Source organism: Corallococcus sp. M7, from assembly GCF_054512695.1.
The window spans coordinates 9032056-9051056 of record NZ_CM137252.1 but is presented as its reverse complement, the minus strand read 5'-3'; the positions used below and the strand labels follow the sequence as shown (position 1 = coordinate 9051056).

General features: G+C 71.8%; 16 protein-coding genes. 10 read left to right on the top strand and 6 right to left on the bottom strand.

The window, feature by feature from the left end:
- Complete coding sequence (locus ACX114_RS36330) at positions 1-1899, bottom strand: type IV pilus twitching motility protein PilT (RefSeq protein WP_459292057.1); 1899 nt, start codon at positions 1897-1899, stop codon at positions 1-3.
- A gap of 179 nt (positions 1900-2078) precedes the next feature.
- Complete coding sequence (locus ACX114_RS36325) at positions 2079-2618, bottom strand: GNAT family N-acetyltransferase (RefSeq protein ID WP_459292055.1); 540 nt, start codon at positions 2616-2618, stop codon at positions 2079-2081.
- 270 nt (positions 2619-2888) lie between these two features.
- Between ACX114_RS36325 and ACX114_RS36320 the strand changes: the two genes are divergently transcribed.
- Both ACX114_RS36320 and ACX114_RS36315 read left to right on the top strand, forming a co-directional pair.
- Complete coding sequence (locus ACX114_RS36320; protein WP_459292053.1) at positions 2889-3614, top strand: GTP-binding protein; 726 nt, start codon at positions 2889-2891, stop codon at positions 3612-3614.
- Positions 3611-5104 (top strand): ATP-binding protein, encoded by a 1494-nt coding sequence (locus tag ACX114_RS36315; protein ID WP_459292051.1) that lies wholly within the window; start codon positions 3611-3613, stop codon positions 5102-5104. The genes ACX114_RS36320 and ACX114_RS36315 overlap by 4 nt, the downstream gene beginning before the upstream one ends.
- A gap of 3 nt (positions 5105-5107) precedes the next feature.
- On the opposite strand, the gene ACX114_RS36310 is transcribed toward ACX114_RS36315, so the two are convergent.
- Both ACX114_RS36310 and ACX114_RS36305 read right to left on the bottom strand, forming a co-directional pair.
- Complete coding sequence (locus ACX114_RS36310; RefSeq protein WP_459292049.1) at positions 5108-6433, bottom strand: MgtC/SapB family protein; 1326 nt, start codon at positions 6431-6433, stop codon at positions 5108-5110.
- Positions 6434-6842: 409 nt separating this feature from the next.
- Entirely contained in the window at positions 6843-7976 is a 1134-nt protein-coding gene (locus ACX114_RS36305) for an aquaporin (protein ID WP_237726461.1), read from the bottom strand.
- 116 nt (positions 7977-8092) lie between these two features.
- Between ACX114_RS36305 and thiL the strand changes: the two genes are divergently transcribed.
- From thiL to larC, 8 genes are all read left to right on the top strand, one after another.
- On the top strand, positions 8093-9064 hold the full coding sequence (gene thiL / locus ACX114_RS36300; RefSeq protein WP_459292047.1) for a thiamine-phosphate kinase: 972 nt from the start codon (positions 8093-8095) through the stop codon (positions 9062-9064).
- Positions 9065-9128: 64 nt separating this feature from the next.
- Entirely contained in the window at positions 9129-10502 is a 1374-nt protein-coding gene (locus ACX114_RS36295; RefSeq protein WP_459292045.1) for a methyl-accepting chemotaxis protein, read from the top strand.
- A gap of 48 nt (positions 10503-10550) precedes the next feature.
- A complete protein-coding gene (locus ACX114_RS36290) occupies positions 10551-10973 on the top strand; it encodes a chemotaxis protein CheW (RefSeq protein WP_014400068.1) in 423 nt (140 codons plus the stop codon).
- Positions 10974-11044: 71 nt separating this feature from the next.
- Positions 11045-11413: a response regulator gene (locus tag ACX114_RS36285; RefSeq protein WP_014400067.1), complete on the top strand. Its 369-nt coding sequence runs from the start codon at positions 11045-11047 to the stop codon at positions 11411-11413.
- Positions 11414-11481: 68 nt separating this feature from the next.
- Positions 11482-13869 (top strand): chemotaxis protein CheW, encoded by a 2388-nt coding sequence (locus ACX114_RS36280; protein WP_459292042.1) that lies wholly within the window; start codon positions 11482-11484, stop codon positions 13867-13869.
- The gene (locus tag ACX114_RS36275; RefSeq protein WP_459292040.1) at positions 13866-14456 is read left to right on the top strand and encodes a chemotaxis protein CheC; all 591 of its coding nucleotides are present in this window, start codon (positions 13866-13868) and stop codon (positions 14454-14456) included. Before ACX114_RS36280 ends, ACX114_RS36275 begins: the two co-directional genes overlap by 4 nt.
- A gap of 44 nt (positions 14457-14500) precedes the next feature.
- Positions 14501-15253 (top strand): nickel pincer cofactor biosynthesis protein LarB, encoded by a 753-nt coding sequence (gene larB, locus ACX114_RS36270; protein ID WP_459292038.1) that lies wholly within the window; start codon positions 14501-14503, stop codon positions 15251-15253.
- A gap of 6 nt (positions 15254-15259) precedes the next feature.
- Positions 15260-16438, top strand: a complete 1179-nt coding sequence (gene larC / locus ACX114_RS36265; RefSeq protein WP_459292036.1) for a nickel pincer cofactor biosynthesis protein LarC — start codon at positions 15260-15262, stop codon at positions 16436-16438.
- Here the strand turns inward: larC and ACX114_RS36260 are convergent.
- Positions 16416-17183, bottom strand: coding sequence for a VOC family protein (locus tag ACX114_RS36260; protein WP_459292034.1), 768 nt, complete (start codon positions 17181-17183; stop codon positions 16416-16418). The two genes, larC and ACX114_RS36260, sit on opposite strands and share 23 nt — an antisense overlap.
- Before the next feature lie 109 nt (positions 17184-17292).
- Complete coding sequence (locus tag ACX114_RS36255) at positions 17293-18990, bottom strand: DUF6311 domain-containing protein (RefSeq protein WP_459292032.1); 1698 nt, start codon at positions 18988-18990, stop codon at positions 17293-17295.
- Positions 18991-19001: the final 11 nt, after the last annotated feature.

Here is a 19001-nt window from a genome sequence, read left to right as displayed (position 1 = left end):
TCAGGCGCCCTTCTTGCCAAGCAGTGAGCCCACCTTGGACAGCATCCGCGCGCCCTCCTGGGCGGAGGCGGGCGGGGGCACGGTGGGGGCGGCGCCGGGCCGCTTGCCCGTCACCATGGCTTCGATTTCGTCCGGGTTCTCCGCGAAGCCCTTCACCGTCTCCAGCGACGCCTTGCCGGAGCGGACCAGGTCCGCGAGCGAGTCCTCGAAGCGGATGATGCCCAGCGACTTGCCGCGCTGCTGGAGGGAGGGGATTTGATACGTCTTGTTGTCGCGGATGAGGTTGCCCAGGGCCACGGAGCCGGTGAGCACCTCGGCGGCGGCGACCAGGGACTTGCCGTCCGTGGACGGCATCAGCCGCTGGCTGACGATGAGGCGCAGGCCGCTGGAGAGCGACAGCCGCACCTGCTGCTGGTCCGCCGGCGGGAAGAGGTCGATGAGCCGGTCGATGGTCTTCGCCGCGCTGGGCGTGTTCATGGTGCTGATGAGCAGGTGGCCCGTTTCGCTGGCGGCGAGCGCCATGCGCACGGTCTCCGTGTCGCGCAGTTCGCCCACGACGATGACGTCCGGGTCCTCGCGGAGGCTGCCCTTGAGGGCGCTGGCGAAGGTGCGGGTGCTGGTGCCCACCTCGCGCTGGCTGATGAGGGCGCGCTTGCGTGGGTGCACGTACTCCACCGGGTCTTCGACGGTGAGCACGTGGTGCGTGGTCTCGCGGTTGATGATGTCCACCAGCGCGGCGAGCGTGCTCGTCTTGCCGTGACCGGACGGGCCGGTGAGCACGATGAGGCCCTGGTGGTGGTGCGTGGCCTTGGCGATGTCCGGGGGCAGGCCCAGCGACTCCAGGGTGGGGATTTCGCGGGGGATGACGCGGAAGGTGCCCTTGAGGCCCGTGCGCTGGCGGCACACGTTGACGCGGAAGCGGCCGGTCTCCTCGGAGTCCAGCGCGAAGTCCACGCTGCCGTCCTTCTCCAGCACGTGCCGCAGCCGCTCCGGGATGATGGGGAGCAGCAGCCGCTCCACCGTCTCCGGGGACAGCGGCGTGTCCTGGGGGAGCAGCTCTCCGGCCAGGCGCATCAGCGGAGGCCGTCCGGCCACCAGGTGCAGGTCGCTGGCGGCCATGCTGCGCGCCTGCTCCAGCAGCACCGTCAGGTCGCGGCCCGGTGCGGAGGTCGCGCGAGAGATGGGGATGACCCGCGCGGGGGGATTCGCGCTGGCGCTGGAGTGGGCCACGGCGCCCGAGTGGGCCGGAGCGCCCGCATGGGCCGCGGCGCCCGAGTGGGGCGCCGCACCCGCGTACCCGCCCGCGCCCGCGTGGGACGGGGCGGAGCCCGCGTGTGAAGCGGCGCCCGCGTGGGCCGCGCCGCCGGGAACTCCGCGCGCGGCGGCTCCCGCACCCATGCCACCGGACTGCACGGCTCCGGCACCCATGCCACCCGACTGCGCGGCGGGCGCGGAGACGGCGGGCACTCCCGCGTAGGGCGTGCGCGTGGGGGCCTGCGCGGAGACGGCGGGCACTCCCGCGTAGGGCGTCCGCGTGGGCGCGGCAGGGGCCGCCGGAGCCGCGGCGGCTGCTGGAGCCGCTGCCGCCACCGCGCCTTCCGTGCCTCGCGTGAGGCGCACGTTCATCAGCTCGCCCCGGCGCACCGCCGCGATGTTGAGGGAACCCAGGCCCGTGGCGTTCACCTGCCACTGCACCGGCGTCTCCGACACCGTGGATGCGCGCGCCATGCCCACCATCGCCTGGAGGGCCTTCACGAGATCATCGGTGGAGAGGGCGCCTGGATCGATGGGCTCGTAGCCGTTGGCGCCGCGCACCATCGGAGGACGGCCGCTGGCCAGGGCCAGCTCGGTGATTCCAGGACGCGAGAGATGACGCAGCAGTTCCGCGAGCGGTTTCATTCAGGGGGGAGGCCCCACCGCTGCCGTGCGTCAGGCCCGGCGGGGTGGAAACTCCCGCGAGGATAGTCGACCGCCACGCTCCAGGTCACCCTGGGGGCATGAGCCCAAACGCACGACGGGAGCGGCCGTGCGAGGGCCCCTCCCGTCGGGTCCAACCCATTGCTTTGGGGTGCCGGGGACTACAGCTCGCGCGACATCAGGAGCCGCAGCTTGCCGGACTTCTTGGAGACCACCGTGGCCACCGTGGTGAAGCCCGCCTTGCGGTAGAAGCCCACCGCCGGCGCGTTCGCCGGATCCACGCGCAGCGCGATGGTCTTGCGGTACATGTCGCGCGCCGCGTCCAGCGCCTTGTCCAGCAGCATGGCGCCCACGCCGTGGCGCCGCAGCTCCGGCTTCACCACGATGTTGCGCAGGTAGGCCGCGCCCGGCACCGGACCGTCGCGCTCCACCGTCACGTAGCCCACCACCTGGTTCTGGATCCGCGCCACGTGGAGGAAGGGCTTCAGCTGGGTCAGGGCCTTGAGGCTCTCCTCCTGCGTCTCACCCCGCCCCTTCCAGGGCTCGGAGTTGGCGCGCAGGGCCGACACCGTGGTCAGGTCCTCGTCGGTGGGCGGACCGAATTTGACCCCGTTCACCAGATCGTTGGGGAGCGTCGCTCCGTCCAGCACCGGCGTGGGGGCCGCCACCTCGACGCCAGGGTCCACCTGCTTCATCGTCATCGCCTTGCTCCTCCGTCGCGTCCGCGATCCTAACCGGTCCCCCCGTACCCATGCACGCGATCATTCCGCGCGCATTGTCCTGTTTTCCGTGTGGGGAGACGTCCTCCTCCCAGGCGGGGAGCAGGAATTACTCGAACCCCCGTCGGCGGGAGCATCATTCCGGGAAGACGCGTCCCGCTCCACTGTCTGGACTGCGAGCGGCCTTCCGCGCGGAGCGTGGGGCCATTATAAAACCCCTGTCCGGGTCCCCCTCGGTCCGAGTTCTGCCCCTTGCAACTCAACCACGCCCAGCGCGAGCTGACGCTCAAGATCGTCTATTACGGCCCCGGGTTGAGCGGGAAGACGACGAACTTGCGCAAGCTGCATGCGCGAGCGCGGCCGGACGTGCGTGGGCGCCTCCTGTCGGTGGATACCCACGACGACCGGACGCTCTTCTTCGACCTCTTGCCCGTCTTCTTCTCCACCTCCACGGGCTTCAAGGTGAAGGTGAAGCTCTTCACCGTGCCCGGTCAGGTCATCCACAACGCCACGCGGCGGGTGGTGCTCCAGGGCGCGGACGCGGTGGTCTTCATCGCGGACAGCCGGCGTGGGGCGACCCAGGAGAACAACGCCTACTGGCGCAACCTGCAGGAGAACCTGCGGGAGATGGAGCTGGACCCCACGCAGGTGCCGGTGGTCATCCAGTTCAACAAGCGCGACCTGCCCGACAGCCTGACGGACGAGGAGCTGGCGGAGGTGCAGCGCCGGGGCAGCCAGCCGGTGGTGGGCTCCGTGGCCGTGCGAGGCGAGGGCGTGGTGGAGACCTTCCACGCCGTGGTGCAGACCGCCTGGCGCGCGCTGGAGGGCAGGGCGCAGCTGTCGCGCAACGTGGGGCTGAGCGAGGAAGAATTCCTGGCGCAGATCTTCCGTCACATCGACCTGAGCGGCACGGCGCTGGAGGGGCGGTACGGCCCCGGCGCCATGCCTGGCGGCAGGGAGAGCGGGAGGGCGCCATGAACGGCGCGTCAGGCGGAGGACCCCGGAACACCGCGAGCGCGCCCCGGCGCGAGTCCGCGCTCCAGCGGCGGTTGTCGCTCGGGGACCTGCTGGACCTGCCGTCCTTCACGGAGGTGGTGAAGGGCTTCAGCGACCTGTACCGCGTGGGCATCAAGGTGCTGGACACGCGCGGCAACAAGCTGGCGGACGTGAAGGTGGGCCACGGCGACTTCTGCGCCTACGTCTTCTCCTTCCCGGACGGACGCCACGCGTGCACCGCCATGGTGGGCCGGGTGAAGGATGGCCCCGTGCTGCCGGAGGCCGGCGGGCGCGTGGCGGACGGAGACGTCTCCGAAGGGGCGGGCCTCATCGCGCTCACCTGCTTCACGGGCCTGCGCTACGTGGTGATGCCGGTGCGCTGGGATGGCGACCTCCTGGGCCGCGTCATCCTGGGGCCCTTCACGCCGGAGGAGCTGACGGACTTCCCGGAGACGCTCACCAGCATCCATGGCCTGGACCTGGAGCGCGCGCAGGAGCTCCTGGGCCGCGTGCGCCGCGTGCCGGAGCGCACCGCCGCGCAGGTGCTGGGCCACTTCGGCCAGGTGCTGGGCGCGCTCGTGGCCAGCGGGCAGAAGGCGTACCTGGCCACGCACCTGCATCTGGAGTCCACGCTGGAGGTGCACCGCGAGCTGGAGGCGCAGAACGCGCGGTTGCTCCAGGCGAACGCGCGGCTGAAGGAGCTGGACCGGCTCAAGTCCACCTTCCTGGGCACGGTGAGCCACGAGCTGCGCACGCCGCTCGCGTCCATCCTCGGGTATTCGGAGATGATGGCGGAGGGCTTGGCGGGGCCGCTCAACCCGGAGCAGCTCCAGTATGTGCGCACCATCGTGGAGAAGGGCGAGACGCTCCTCTCGATGATCTCCTCGCTGCTGGACCTGAGCCAGATTGAGGCCGGGCGTCTGCGCCTGTCCATGGCGCCGGTGGATCCGGGCTACGTCATCCAGACGGCGGTCTCCAGCGTGCTGCCGCAGGCGCAGCGCAAGGGCCTGGAACTGGAGGTGCGGCTGCCGCACACGCCGCAGCCCCGGCTCGCGGGGGATTTGGACAAGCTGCGCCAGGTGGTGGTGAACCTGCTGGCCAACGCGGTGAAGTTCACGCCCGCGGGCGGCCGGGTGAAGGTGACGCTGTCGGACGCGGCGATGCAGCAGGAGCTGGGTGTGCCCGGCTACCGCATCAGCGTGGAGGACACCGGCGTGGGCATCCGCGCCGAGGAGTTCGAGCGCATCTTCCAGAGCTTCTACCAGGTGGACGGCAGCTCCACGCGTGAGTTCGGCGGCGCGGGGCTGGGCCTGGCCATCGTGAAGAGCCTGGTGGAGGGCCACGGCGGCCGGGTGCGCGTGGAGAGCGAGTTCGGCCACGGCTCGCGCTTCATCGTCCAGCTGCCGCTGCACCCGCCCATGCAGGGCGGGCTGTCCGCGGCGCCGCCGATGCCGGAGCCAGACCGCTTCTAGCGGTCAGGGATGGTGGGGCTCTATGAGCCCCGGGCTGCCCGGCGTGTTCGGAAGGAACTCCGGCAGCCGCGTCTGCACGAGCGCGCCCACGAGCCCCAGCAGCATCACCACGCCCAGCGCGCGGCCCAGCCGCAGCGTGAGCGAGCGCTGTTCCGACACGCGCGCCACGAGGATGAAGTTGATGGCGGCGCTGGCGAGCGACGCGATGATGGCGCCCACTCCGGCCGTCGTGGGGGAGATGGTCCCGTTGGCGCACAGGGACGCGGCGGACGCCACCGCGGACGCGCTGGACACCAGTCCGCCCACGGCGCTCACCGCGTAGAAGCCCCAGCGGCCCAGCAGCGTCTGGCCCACGGTGCCCACCACCTGGAGCGCCAGGAAGATGAGGCCGAACTTCAGCGCGGACGGCAGGGAGAAGGGCGACTTGAGGGGCAGGGCGGGGGGCTCGGCGCCGGGCGTGGCCTCCGCGCGCGAGCGCACCAGCGCCAGGCCCGTGCTGGACAGGAGGATGAGGACCAGCGGGATGGCGGAGTCCACCAGCGCGCGGAAGGAGAGCAGCCCCAGCAATACGGCATTGCGCAGCGCCATGGCGGCGGTGGCCAGCATCACGCCCCGGTAGGCCACGTCGAGCAGGCGTCCGGACGTCTCGCGAACGCGGTTGGCCAGCTCCGCCACGGTGACGGTGCTGTTGACGAGCCCGCCCAGGAACCCCGTCACCTCCACGCCATGCGTGCCGAACATCTTCCACAGCAGGTAGTTCACGAAGCCGATGGCCGCGATGAGGATGACGGTCACCCACGCGGCGCGCGGCTCGATGAGGCCCCACGGGTCCACCGGCTGCGAGGGCAGCACCGGGTAGATGGCGAAGGCGAGGATGGCCAGCAGGATGGCGCTGCGCAGCTCCTCGGCGGTGATCTTGTGGCTGAAGGTGGCCATCCGCTCCTTCCACGCGAGCAGGCCCGCCGTCGTCACGCCCACCGCCGCGGGCGTCACCGTATGGCCCAGGCCGCACAGCACGCCGGTGAAGCCCGTGACGAGCAGCGCGGCGGACGTGGTCAGCTCCGCGCCGCCATTGGCGCGCAGGGACTGCCAGTTGAGGAAGCACAGCAGCACGCCCAGGAGCGCGAGACTGAGCAGCGCGAAGTTCGGGCCCAGCAGGCCGCCCATGCCGCCCAGCAGCGCCGCGAAGCCGAAGGTGCGAAGGCCGGCCTCCTTGCCACGCCACTCACGCTCCAGCCCGACGAACAGGCCCACCGCGAGCGCGAGCGTCAGCCGCATCAACGTCTGCAGCGGCGGCCAGGAGACGACGGGGGGAAGACCTTCCATCATGCGAAAACCCTCTCCCATCTCTCTGCTCGCCTGACGGGCGGACGTCAACGCCGCACCCCGTCACGCACGAAGCCCTCGGCCCACCCTGCGTCGCCCCTCCCGGCCCGACGTGGCACAAAACCTGTCCGACAGTCGGACCGGTTTCCGCTGTGCGTCCGCTGCCCGGGAGCAGCGCGGACTTCCCAAACCTGTCGGACAGTCGGACCGGTTTCTGCTGTGCATCCGCCGCCCGAGGAGCAGCGCGGACTTCCCAAACCTGTCGGACAGTCGGACCGGTTTCCGCTGTGCGTCCGCCGCCCGAGGAGCAGCGCGGACTTTCAAAACCTGTCCGACAGTCGGACAGGTTTCTGAGGGGCGTCGCCGACAGGGCGCCCGAGTGAGGAGCGGCGGCTTTCCTGTTGGAACTGCGTCAGGTGAGGGCGCGAGGGCCTTCGGGCGCGGGGCCGCCGCTGATGACGTGCAGCCGTTCCCAGCCCTGGCGCGCCAGGAGTTGATGCAGCCGGGGCCGCAGCGCCGCCTGCAACGCCTTCACTCCGGCCTCGTCCGTCAGCGACAGCGAGGGCAGCGACCATCGCTCGCGCACGCGTGCATCCATGCCTGGCGCATGGCCCGCGACGTCGATGAGGACGTAGTGCGATGCGGGCACGGTCCGGTCGCGCAGGGGCGCGGCGCGCAGGTTCGCCTCCCGCATCAGCGCCTCCACGGCCGGCGGCGGCCCGTCATCCAGCCCCGAGCCCGGCGGCGGCGACACCACCGCTCGCGCCCGGTCCGGGTGCGCCAGCGTGTTGAAGAGGGCGGCGGCCAGATGCGCGGGCCCTGCTTCCGCGCACTCGAAGACGACGGTCTCCACGGCCGTGGGAGCGGGCCTCGGCGTGCCGCCCAGCAGCCACCGGAAGAGGAACACCGCCAGCGCCGCGCCCAGCAGCTGCGCCGCGACGAAGGACTCCACCTCCCACGGGCTCATCACTCCCACGTGGGCGCTGGCCGCTCGCGCCAGCACCAGTGCCGGGTTCGCCAGCGAGCGCGAGTCCGTGAACCACACCGTCGCGGCCACGTACCCCGCGATGGCCAACGGCGTCGCTGACGGGCGCGTGCGCACGCAGCCCCGCACCACCACCAGCAGCCCGAACGTGGCCACCATCTCCGTGAGGAACCGTGCCCCGTCCGCCGCGGGCGTCTTCGCCGTCAGCAGCAGCGGCTCATTGCACATGCGGTGCGCGACGAGCCGCCCCACCAGGCTGCCGGACAGCTGCGCCAGCGCGTACAGCGGCACCTCGCGCCAGGGCGTGCGGTCTCCCAGCGCGTCCGCGAAGGTGAGCGCCGGATTCAGATGCGCGCCCGACAGCGGCCGCAGCACCCACAACAGGCACGCCAGCACCGCGCCGCAGGACAGGGACATGAAGAGGCGTCCCTCCGTGGCGCTCGCGCCCAGGTGCTCCGCGACATGGTGCGACCCCTCCAGCGCCACCACCAGCAGCCCACACCCCAGCGCTTCCGTCACCAGCCGGCGGCGCAGGTCCATGGGTGTGGAGGAAGAGGGCACTCCTCAGTCCTATGCCTGGGCGGTCCGACACCGTCAACGCCACGAGCCCCCATCCCGCCCGCCCGTTCGCGGGTCGTCATTGCGTCCCCCGGCGCGAGCGTGGTCTTCAGTGCCGCATGCCCGGCGAGTTCGACCTCATCCAACGCTTCCTCGCCTGCTTCCCGCGCGCGCGGGTGCCGGTGGGCCCGGGAGACGATTGCGCCGTGCTCGCTCCGTCCAGGGGCGCGCTGTGCGTCACCACCGACGCCGTGGTGGAGGACGTGCACTTCACCCGCGCGACGTTCTCCGCGGCGGACATCGGCCACAAGGCGCTCGCGGTGAACCTGTCGGACCTGGCCGCCATGGGCGCCACGCCGCGCTGGTTCGTCTGCGCGCTCGCGCTGCCCCGGGACTTCCCCGCCCGCGAGGTGTCCGCCCTGGGCCGGGGCATGGCCGCGCTCGCGAAGGCCCACCGCATCATGCTCGTGGGCGGCAACTTCACCTCCGCGCGCGAGGTGTCCCTCACCCTCACCGTCACCGGCGAGCTGTCCCACGCGCCCATCACCCGCGCGGGCGCACGGCCCGGGGACCTCCTCTATGTCTCCGGCACGCTGGGCGACGCGCGCCTGGGGCTCCAGCAGCTCCAGGCCGGCGTCCCCGGTATCCATCGGAGCGCGGCCGTGAGACGCCAGCGCCGCCCCGAGCCCCGCGTCGCCCTGGGGAGGCTGGCCGCGCGCTTCGCCTCCGCCGGGATGGACGTGTCGGATGGACTGGCGCAGGACCTGGGCCACCTGTGCGCCGCGTCCCGGGTGGGCGTGGCGCTGGAGCTGGACCGGCTGCCCCTGTCACCCGCCGTGCGCGCGGCGCTGGGCCCGGAGGGTGCCCTGCGGGGAGGGGAGGACTACGAGCTGCTGCTCGCCGTCCCACCTTCACGCATGCAGGCGTTCGAGCGCGCGTGCGCCCGCGCCGGGCAGGAGGTGACGCGCGTGGGAGTGCTCACCCGGGAGCGGACGTTGCGAATCCGAGACGCAGGGGGGCATGTTCTGACCCCTCCAGCGGGATTCGATCACTTCGCCCGGTCAGGCAGGCAGATCCGGCCGGATGATTGACCCGTACCGGACAGCAAGGCTAAACCCCTGGGCTGTTTTCCGCCCCTCCCGCTGAAAGCACTCCGTGCGCCGCCCCCTTCGCGACGACCCCTCCTCTGGCCTCACCCCCCGACGCGAGCCGGTGCAGCGACTGCTGCGCGCCGTCGAGGGCCCCAAGGCGGTTCGCGAGCAGTCCCTGCACCGGAAGATCACCACCGGCTACATCCTGCTGGGCCTGCTGCTGGGCACGTGGCTGCTCTGCACGGAGAGCCTCTTCGACGCGTCCTGGGGCCGCTGGAGCTTCATCATCCGCGTGGGCGTGGGCGTGCTCATCACCTTCGGTGGCGCCACGTTCCTGCCGTCGCTGCTGGCGCGCGTCACCCGCGTGAAGGTGCTCAGCCGCTCCGCCTTCGAAATCTCGCAGGGCGACCTGTCCAAGCCCGTGGCCGCGGAGGTGCACAGCACCCGCGACGAAATCGACGAGCTGACGGGCGCCATCTCCCGCATGCAGGAGAACCTGCGCGAGCTGGTGGGCAAGATTCAAGACACCGCCAAGAGCGTGGCGGACACCGCCATCGACCTTCAGCGCAGCGCGGAGAACGTCAACGGGTCCACGGAGGAAGTGGGCTCGTCGATGGAGAAGATCGCCAGCGGCGCGGAGACCCAGTCGCAGCTGGTGTCGCAGGCCTCCAAGGTCATCACGGAGATGGCCGGCAGCATCCAGCGCACGGCGGCCAGCGCCCTGGACGCGGCCCGCACGTCCGCGGAGACGAGCAGCAGCGCGGAGGACGGCTCCAAGGCGGCGCGGCTCGCGGGCGACAAGGTGAAGAAGGTCTTCAACCGCATCGAGTCCGCCAGCCAGCAGGTGTTCGCCTTCGGCGAGAAGACGCAGGAGATCTCGAAGATCGTCGACGCCATCACCCAGGTGGCGCAGCAGACGAACCTCCTGGCCCTCAACGCCACCATCGAAGCGGCGCGCGCGGGCGAGTACGGCCGCGGCTTCGCGGTGGTGGCGGATGAAGTGCGCAAGCTGGCGGAGAGCGCCGGCCGCTCCGCGGAGCAGATTTCCCGCCTGGCGCGCGACATCTCCGGCCAGTCCACCTCCGTCGTCAGCGCCATGAAGGAAGGCATCGCGGAGCTGGCGGAAGGCCGTGAGGACCTCACCGACATCATGCGCTCCATGGGGGCCATCACCGACACCGCCCGCAAGGGCGCGGAGAAGGTGACGCTCATCTCCGACAGCACCCGCGACCAGATGAAGGGCAGCGAGGAGATGGTGAAGGCCATCGAGGAGATCAAGCTCGTGGCGAAGAACAACGCCAGCTCCACGGAGGCCATCCAGGCCGTCATCCAGGAGCAGACGGCCGCGGTGTCGCGGATGACGTCGCTGGCGAGCGAGCTGACCAACCTCTCCGTGGAGCTGCAGAGCGTGGTGCGCAGCTTCCGCCTGGGGCCCTGAGCCCCCGTCCCCCGCCTTCAGCCGCCTTCCGGCACCAGGGCCTTCACCGTGCGGCACGTCATCTTCCGGGTCGAGAAGGAACGCTACGGGTTGCCCTTGTCGGCCGTCCGGGAGGTCGTCGTGCCCCCGGAGCGCTACACCCGTGTACCGCGCGCCCCCGCCGCCATCACCGGGGTGATGAACCTGCGGGGCCGGGTGGTGACGGTGGTGGAGCTGCGCCAGCTGCTCCACCTGCCAGAAGGTCCCACGCCCCTGTGCCGTGTCGTGCTACTGGACCGGGGTCGCAGGGATTTGGGACTGCTGGTGACGGACGTGGATGGCATCGAGGCGGTGGAGCGCGTCAGCGCCGCGCCGGGCAAGGTCATGCCCGCGGTTCGCGGCGTTGCCCGCCTGGGCGGTCTGGGAGTGACCGTGCTGGATCCGGAAGGACTTGATGCGGCGGTCGTTGCCTTGTTCACTCCCTCCAAGTGAGTAGCCCCCCGGAAACGGCCGGTGATAGGGTGCGCTCCCTCTAGGCCTGAAACGGAGGCGGAGTTCTTCACATGGCTAAGCGGGTGCTGGTCGTCGACGACGCCATCTTCATGCGCAACATGATCAAGGACATCTTTGCGTCTGGAGGGTTCGAGGTCGTCGGTGAGGCGGCCAACGGCCTGGAGGCCGTGGAGAAGTTCAAGGAGTTGAAGCCGGACCTCACGACGATGGACATCGTGATGCCCTTCAAGAGTGGCATTGAGGCCACGCGGGAAATCATCAAGGCCGACAGCAGCGCGGTCGTCATCATGTGCTCGGCGCTCGGGCAGGAGAGCCTGGTGATGGAGGCCATCGAGGCGGGTGCCTCGGACTTCATCGTCAAGCCGTTCCGGGCGGAGGACGTGCTGGCGGTCGTGAAGAAGGTGCTGGGCGAGGCCTGAATCGGCGCACACGGGGCCGCTGCCGCCCGGGTCGCGGCCCTGTCCGCCTGTGAAGGAGGTGCCGGGTCATGACGATGGACATGTCCCGGTACCTGGGCCTCTTCATCTCGGAGGCCACCGAGCACCTGGAGGCGCTCGGGCGGGACCTCGTGGAGCTGGAGCGCGAGGCCACCGCCAGCACCGTGGACTCGATGTTCCGGCACGCCCACTCGGTGAAGGGCATGGCGTCGTCCATGGGCTTCGAGCCCATCGCGATGCTGGCGCACCGGGTGGAGGACTTGGTGGACGCGGTGCGGCAGGACCGCAAGCTCCTGGACCGGGACCTGGTGGACCTGCTGCTGAACGCCACGGACACGCTCACCGCCCAGGTGCGCGCCGTCTCTTCGAACCGTGAGCCGGAGCAGGCGGAAGGGTTGCTCAAGCAATTGAGCGCCCGCGTGCAGTCGCTCACCGGCCACGCCCCCGCCGCGACCCGCGTGGCCCAGGTCAACGCGCTCAAGCCCGCGACCCCGTCCCCCTCCCCGTCCGGAGATGACGATGAGGGCTCGGGAGGCGGCGAGGGCCCCGCGGGTGCCTCGGGTTCGGGGACGCCGGGTGGCTCCGCCGGGCCCGCGTCGGGTTCGGGGACGCCGGGCAGCGCGGCCGGTGCCTCGGGTCCGGGGACGCCGGGTGGGTCCACGGCCTCGGAAGCTTCCGCGTCAGGTGGCGCCGGGCCTTCGACTCCGGGGGCCTCCGAGTCGGGAACCGCCGCTCCGGTCGCATCCAGCGCGGCGGTGCCCTCCGCCCTGGCGGTGATGCCGCCGGCCACGCTGATGCCGCCTCGCGACCTGAGCGGCCCGGATGCCCTCTACGGCGCCCCGGGCGCGCGGTCCCTGGCGGTGTTGCCGGAGAACGACCCCGCCGCCTCCGTGGTGGCGCTGGCCTCCGGGCTCAAGGCCGTGACCAGCGTCGCGGACGGCAAGTCCGGCGCGCCCCGCTGGTCGGTGCGCCTGCGCATCTCCCCCACCTGCCAGGTGCCCGGCGTGCGCGCGTTCCTCGTTCACAAGCGGCTGTCCTCCCTGGGCACGCTGGTGGACCTGCGCCCGCCCCTGGAGGAGCTCAAGGCCGGCCGCATCCCGGACGGCTACATCCAGGTGGACGTGGAGACCGGCGTGGGCGATGCCGGCATCCAGGCGGCCCTGCGCAACGTGGCCGAGGTGGAGGTCGTCTCCGTCGCTCCCTCCGTCCCGGAGCCGCCCGTGCTCCCCGTCGTCGCGCCCGCGTCGGACGCGGCGCGCGCCACCGCGGACGCGGGCTCCCGCACGGTGCGCGTGCGCACGGAGCTGCTCGACTACTTCCTCGACACGGTGGGGGAGCTGATGCTCGCCACCGCGCGCCTGCGCGAAGTGGGCAAGGTGCTGCCGGAGAACACGCGCCCCGCGCTGGAGGAGGGCGTCTACCGGCTGCACACGCTGGTGAAGGACCTGCACGACAAGGTCATGAGCGCGCGCATGACGCCGCTGTCGCTCATCACCGACCGGCTGCCCCGCGCCGCGCGCGACCTCGCCCGCCGCAAGGAGCGCGAGGTGGAGCTGGTCATCACCGGCGCCGAAATCGAGCTCGACCGCGCCATCCTCGACGAGCTGGCGGACCCGCTGCTGCACCTCTTGCGCAACTGCATCGACCACGGCCTGGAGTCGCCGGAGGAGCGGGTGGCCGCGAAGAAGTCCGCGCGCGGCCGCGTCACCGTCACCGTGCGCCGCGCCCGCGACCGCGTCATCATCGACATCGAGGACGACGGCCGGGGCATGGACCCCGCGAAGCTCAAGGCCTCCGCGCTCAAGCGCGGGCTCATCACCGAGGACGCCGCCCAGCGCATGGCGGACCGCGACGCGTTCCTCCTGTCGTGCCTGCCGGGCGTCTCCACCGCCAAGGACATCACCGACATCTCCGGCCGCGGCGTGGGCATGGACGCGGTGAAGCGCGTGGTGGAGAGCGTGGGCGGCACGCTCGAAATCGACAGCGAGCGCGGCCGGGGCACGACCTTCACGCTGCGCCTGCCGCTCACCGTCGCCGTGGTGCACCTGCTCCTCGTCGAGGTGGGCGAGGAGGTCTTCGGCCTGCCCATCGCCAAGGTGGTGGGCGCCACGGAGGCGGACCCAGAAGCCCTGAGCAAGAGCCGTGAGACGGCGCTGCTTCCGCACGGCAACGGGCTGTTGCCGGTGCACGCGCTGGAGTCGCTCCTGGGCGTGCCCGCGACGCCGAAGCCCGGCTACCGGCCCTTCGTGGTGATGGAGGGGGACGCCGGCACCGGCAAGGTGGCGCTGGCGGTGGATCGCCTCCTGGGGCAGGAGGAAGTCGTGCTCAAACCCTTGTCCCGCCCCCTGGACTTGCTGCCGGGATTGTCCGGCGTGACCATCCTGGGCAGCGGTCGTCCCGTGTTCATCCTGGACGTCCCGAGGTTACTGACCGCGTGAGCCCCCCCCTGCCCAGTGACGCGCAGCTCGACGCCCTGCGCGAGGTGGCCAACATCGGCTGTGGACACGGCGCCAACGCGCTGGCCCGGCTGGTGGGTGGCCGCGTGGACCTCTCCGTCCCCGAGGTGCGCGTCACGGACGCCGCCCAAGGCCCTGCGCTCTTCGCGGACGAGGCGCCAGCCGTCGCCGTGCGCCTGGGCATGACGGGCGAGCTGCGCGGCGCGCTGGTGCTGGCGATGCCGTCCGGGGACGCCGAGGCGCTGGAGTCCGCGCTGCTGCGAGGCCACCCCGCGTCCCCCGAGGAGCGCGAGAGCGCCCTGGCCGAGGCCGCGAACATCCTCGCCAGCGCGTGCCTGTCCGCCATCGGGCGGCTGACGGGCTGGCGGCTGTTGCCCTCCGTGCCCCAGCTCCAGCGCGGGTCGGTGCGCCCGGTGCTGGCCGGGATGCTGGGCGACGTGGAGCCGGGGCCGGGCGTGGTGCTGGCGGCGCGCTTCTCGGCGTCCGGCCCCACGCCGCTGGGCGGCCAGATGCTGCTGGTGCTGGAGCGCGGGAGCGCCCAGGCGCTCCTGTCCCGGCTGGGCCTCTAGGTCCGCCTGGAGGCGCGGGGGCGGCTGGGGTAGACCGCTCGCCCATGGACGAGAAGGCGCTCAGGGCCCTGCTGGGCCAGGTGAAGACGGGCAAGGTCAGCCTGGACGACGCGGTGGGCAAGCTGAAGGACCTGCCGTACGCGGAGCTGGGCTACGCGACGGTGGACACGCACCGCAACCTCCGGTTCGGTTTCCCGGAGGTGGTGCTGGGCGAGCCCAAGACGGTGGAGCAGCTCCTGGGCATCGTTGGCGCGCTGGTGGAGCGCAAGCAGACGGTGCTGGTGACGCGGCTGCAGCCGGACAAGGCGGAGGCCCTGGTGGCGCGCTTCCCCAAGGGCGAGTACCACCCGGTGGCGCGCATCTTCCATCTGGCCCAGCGCAAGGTGAAGGCGGGCCGCGTGGCCATCGTGACGGGCGGCACCAGCGACATCCCCGTGGCGGAGGAGGCCGCGCTCACCGCGCAGGCCATGGGCGCGGACGTGCGGCGCGTCTACGACGTGGGCGTGGCGGGCATCCACCGGCTGCTGCGCCGGCGTGAAGAGATTCAGGAGTGCCACGTCGCCGTGGCGGTGGCGGGCATGGAGGGCGCGCTCGCGTCCGCGCTGGGCGGCCTGGTCGGCATCCCGGTGGTGGCGGTGCCCACGTCGGTGGGCTACGGCGCGAACCTCAAGGGCATCTCCGCGCTGCTCTCGATGGTGAACTCGTGCGCCTCCAACGTGGCCACGATGAACATCGACAACGGGTTTGGCGGCGGCTTCTACGCGGCGCTCATCTCCCGCACCAAGGGACGGAGCTGACAGGCCATGCGGCGCATCCTCTACCTGGAGCCGGTGGGCGGCATCGCCGGGGACATGTTCCTGGCGGCGGGCATCGACCTGGGCGTGTCGCCGGATGCGCTCACGCAGGCGCTGTCCGGCCTCAACGTGCCGGGCTGGAAGCTGGCGGTGTCGCGCGCGGTGCGCCACGCCATCAGCGGCACGCACCTGGACGTGGTGCTGGACGCGAAGGAGGCGCACCCGCACCGCGCCTACGCGGACATCCGCCAGCTGATTGAAGCCGCGCCCACGCTGCCGGAGCGCGCGAAGGCGCGGGCCCTGGCGGTGTTCCGCGCCATCGGCGAGGCCGAGGCGAAGGTGCACGGCGTGTCCATCGACGCCATCCACTTCCATGAAGTGGGCGCGGTGGACTCCATCGTGGACATCTGCGGCGCCGCCGTGGTGCTGGAGCTGTTGGGTGACCCGGAGGTGCACGCCGCGCCGCCGCCCCTGGGCAGCGGCACCATCCGCGTGGCGCACGGCCAGATGCCCATCCCCGTGCCCGCGACGCTGGAGCTGTTGCGCGACGTGCCCGTGCGCTTCGAGGGCGTGGGCGAATTGACGACGCCCACGGGCGCGGCGCTGCTCAAGGTGCTGACGAGGATTGGCCACCCGCCGGACTTCATCGTGGAGAAGGTGGGCTACGGCGTGGGGACGAAGGACTTCCGCGACCGGCCCAACGTGCTGCGCGCGTCGCTGGGCCGCGTGGAGACGCAGGCCACCGAAGGGCTGTGGGTGGTGGAGGCGAACCTGGATGACGCCACGCCGCAGCTCCTGGCGCACCTGGTGGAGCGGCTGCTGGAGGTGGGCGCGAAGGACGCGTGGGTGTCCCCGGTGGTGATGAAGAAGGGCCGGCCGGCGCACCTGTTGGGCGCGCTGGTGGAGGGCGGCCTGCGCGAGGCGGTGGTGGACGCGATGCTGAACGAGTCCACGTCGCTGGGCGTGCGCTACCACCGGGTGGAGCGCCACGCGCTGGAGCGCGACTTCGTGGAGGTGGAGACGCCGTGGGGCCGGGTCCGCGTGAAGCGTGGCCTGCGGGACGGCCGGGTGCTCAACGCGCACCCGGAGTTCGACGACTGCGTCCGGCTCGCCCGGGCCGCGGGCGTGCCGGTGAAGCAGGTGATGGCCGCCGCGATGGCGGCCCTTACGCCGGTTTCGCCAGGGTGATGACGCCGAAGGCCGCGCCGCCGGGGTCGGCCACGATGGCGATGCGGCCGTAGGGGGAATCGAACGGCGGCATGATCACCTTGCCGCCCTTGGCGGTGACGGTGGCCGCGGCCTGGTCGGTGTTGGCCACGGCGAAGGTGACCATCCAGTGGGCCGGCACCTCGGCGGGCGTCTTGTCATCGAGCTGCATCACGCCGGCCGTCTCACCGCCGTCCTTCTTCAGGACCCAGTACTGCATCCGGTCGTCCGGCATCTTGTCCGCCGTCATGCCGAAGAGGTCCTTGTAGAAGGCCACGGCCTTCGCACCGTCGCGCGTCTTAGCCTCGTGCCACGCCATGGCGCCGGGCTCGTTCACCAGCCCGGAGCCGGCGAACTTATTGGGCTGCCAGAAGCCGAAGGGCGCGCCGGTGTTGTCCGCGCCAAAGGCCATGCGCCCCGCGTCCATGACGTCCATGGGCTCCATCATCACGTTGCCGCCCAGCTCCTTCAGGCGGGCGACGGAGCGGTCCACGCTCTCCACGGCGAAGTAGGTGTTCCAGATGGGAGGGAACGGCGCGTCGCTGGGACGCGGCATCAGCGCCGCCACCGGGTGGGCTCCCTTGAAGGCCATGGTGTAGTGGCCGTTCTCCTTCGAGCCCTCCTGGAACGTCCAGCCGAACAGCGCCCCGTAGAAGTCCTGGGCCTTCGCCAGGTCCCAGGCCATCAGGTCCACCCAGGACACCGTCCCCGCAGCGTGCTTCGTCATCGCAGGCATCGTCGCTCCCCTCGCAGTGCGCCCGGTGGGAGACCGGGGCTACCTGCAAGGTAACAGCGGATCCGAAGCGGACTGAAAGGATTTTCAGTGTCGCTTCGCGTCAGCGGCGGGGCTGACGCGCGAGCCCCTGCGCGAACGCATCCGTGTTGCTCCCCACCACGCACACCGGCAGGTCCTCCACGAGCCCGCAGAGCGCGCCCGCGTCGAGGAAGGGCCGCACGTGCGGCGGCAGCACCACGTACGCGGTCTTCGCGTCCAGGCCGCCCGAAGGCAGCGGCGCGCGGCACTCCGCGGCCAGCGCCTCCGGCGTGCGCGACGCGTAGCCGCTGTTGAACGTCAGCTTCAGCCGGTACGCCTGATACGCCAGCGCGTTCACCAGCGGCTCGTCATAGCGGCACACCCACTGCACCTGCGGCGGGAAGAGGGCCAGGTGTTGATAGGAGCCCTTCAGCGCGTCCCACTCCGCGGACTTCAGGCGATGGAAGCGCACGGGCTTGAAGAGGGCGCTCTTCTCCTCGCGCACGTCGTACGCCTGGAGCGCCAGCGCCACCGTCAGCGCGGCCACGGTCACGGCGGGCACGCCGCGCCACAGCCGCGCCACCAGCAGCACCGCGCCCACGACGAGCAGGTAGTGCAGCGGCCAGACGAAGCGGCCGGAGGCGCGGAACGCGTTCGTCGCCTTCACCAGCGGCGCGTACAGCGAGCCCAGGTCCGCCACCGGCTGGCCCAGCCACGTCACGCGCGACGACAGCGCGTAGACGGCCATGAGCAGCACCACCACCGCCGCGGGCAGCACCCGGCGCCAGTCCAGCGTGCGCGCCTCCCGCATGCGCGCGAGCAGACTCACGCACGCCACGACGCCGAGCAGCAGCGCCCCCGCGCCCAGGTAGCCGAAGCCCTCGCCCTGCCGGGGCGCGGCGGGCAGGTCCGGCAGCAGGCGCCCCCAACCCATGGGGTTCACCAGCGTGGCCAGGTCCGCGGAGAAGTCCCCGAAGCCCTCCGCGCCCAGCCCGCCGCCGCCGAAGTAGCCGAAGAGGGCGAACAGCCCCACGTCCAGCGCCGCGATGCCCGCGCACAGCGCCGCGACGCGCGCGGGGCCGAGCTTCCGGCTCCAGGCGAGCCGCACCCCGAGCGTCAACGTCAGCGGCATCAACATGGCCACCCAGTACGGATGGGTGCCGGACGCGATGGCGTTGAAGAGGGCCGCCAGGCCCAGGCTCCGCGTCGCGACTCTCGCGTCCGGGATGTCCCGCAGGTTGAGCCACAGCAGGGCCAGCAGCAGCCAGTGCGCGCACAGCGTGGGGTGGCCGAAGCGCGCCGCCATCACCGGCGACAGCGCCAGCAGCGTGCCGCCCAGCACCATGGGCACCGGACGCGGGGACACCGTCTCCACCAGCCGCGCGCCGAAGTACCCCATCAGCGCGTAGCACAGGGCCAGCCACGGCCCGGTGTACTGGAAGTCCACGGGCAACAGCGGAGACAGCGGCTTGAAGAGCAGCGCCGCCCACGGGTTGCCGTCCGTGAGCGCCACCGACGAGCCGTAGGGGTAGAAGTGGTTGGGCGCCGCGCCCAGGGGCAGCGTCCAGTCCGCGTTGCGGAAGAAGAACCAGCCGAAGATGTGCGCGGCCCAGTCCTCGCGCATCATCCAGTCGATGCGCGTGGGCGGCAGCACCGGCCCGCCGCCCAGCCACAGGAACCAGCCCAGCCCGCCGAGCACCGCCAGCGCTCGCGCCACGACGAGGGCCCGGTGGGAGGTGGACGAAGGGGGCGGGGGACTCAGGGGGACGGACTCGCTCAAGGCGCGGCGAC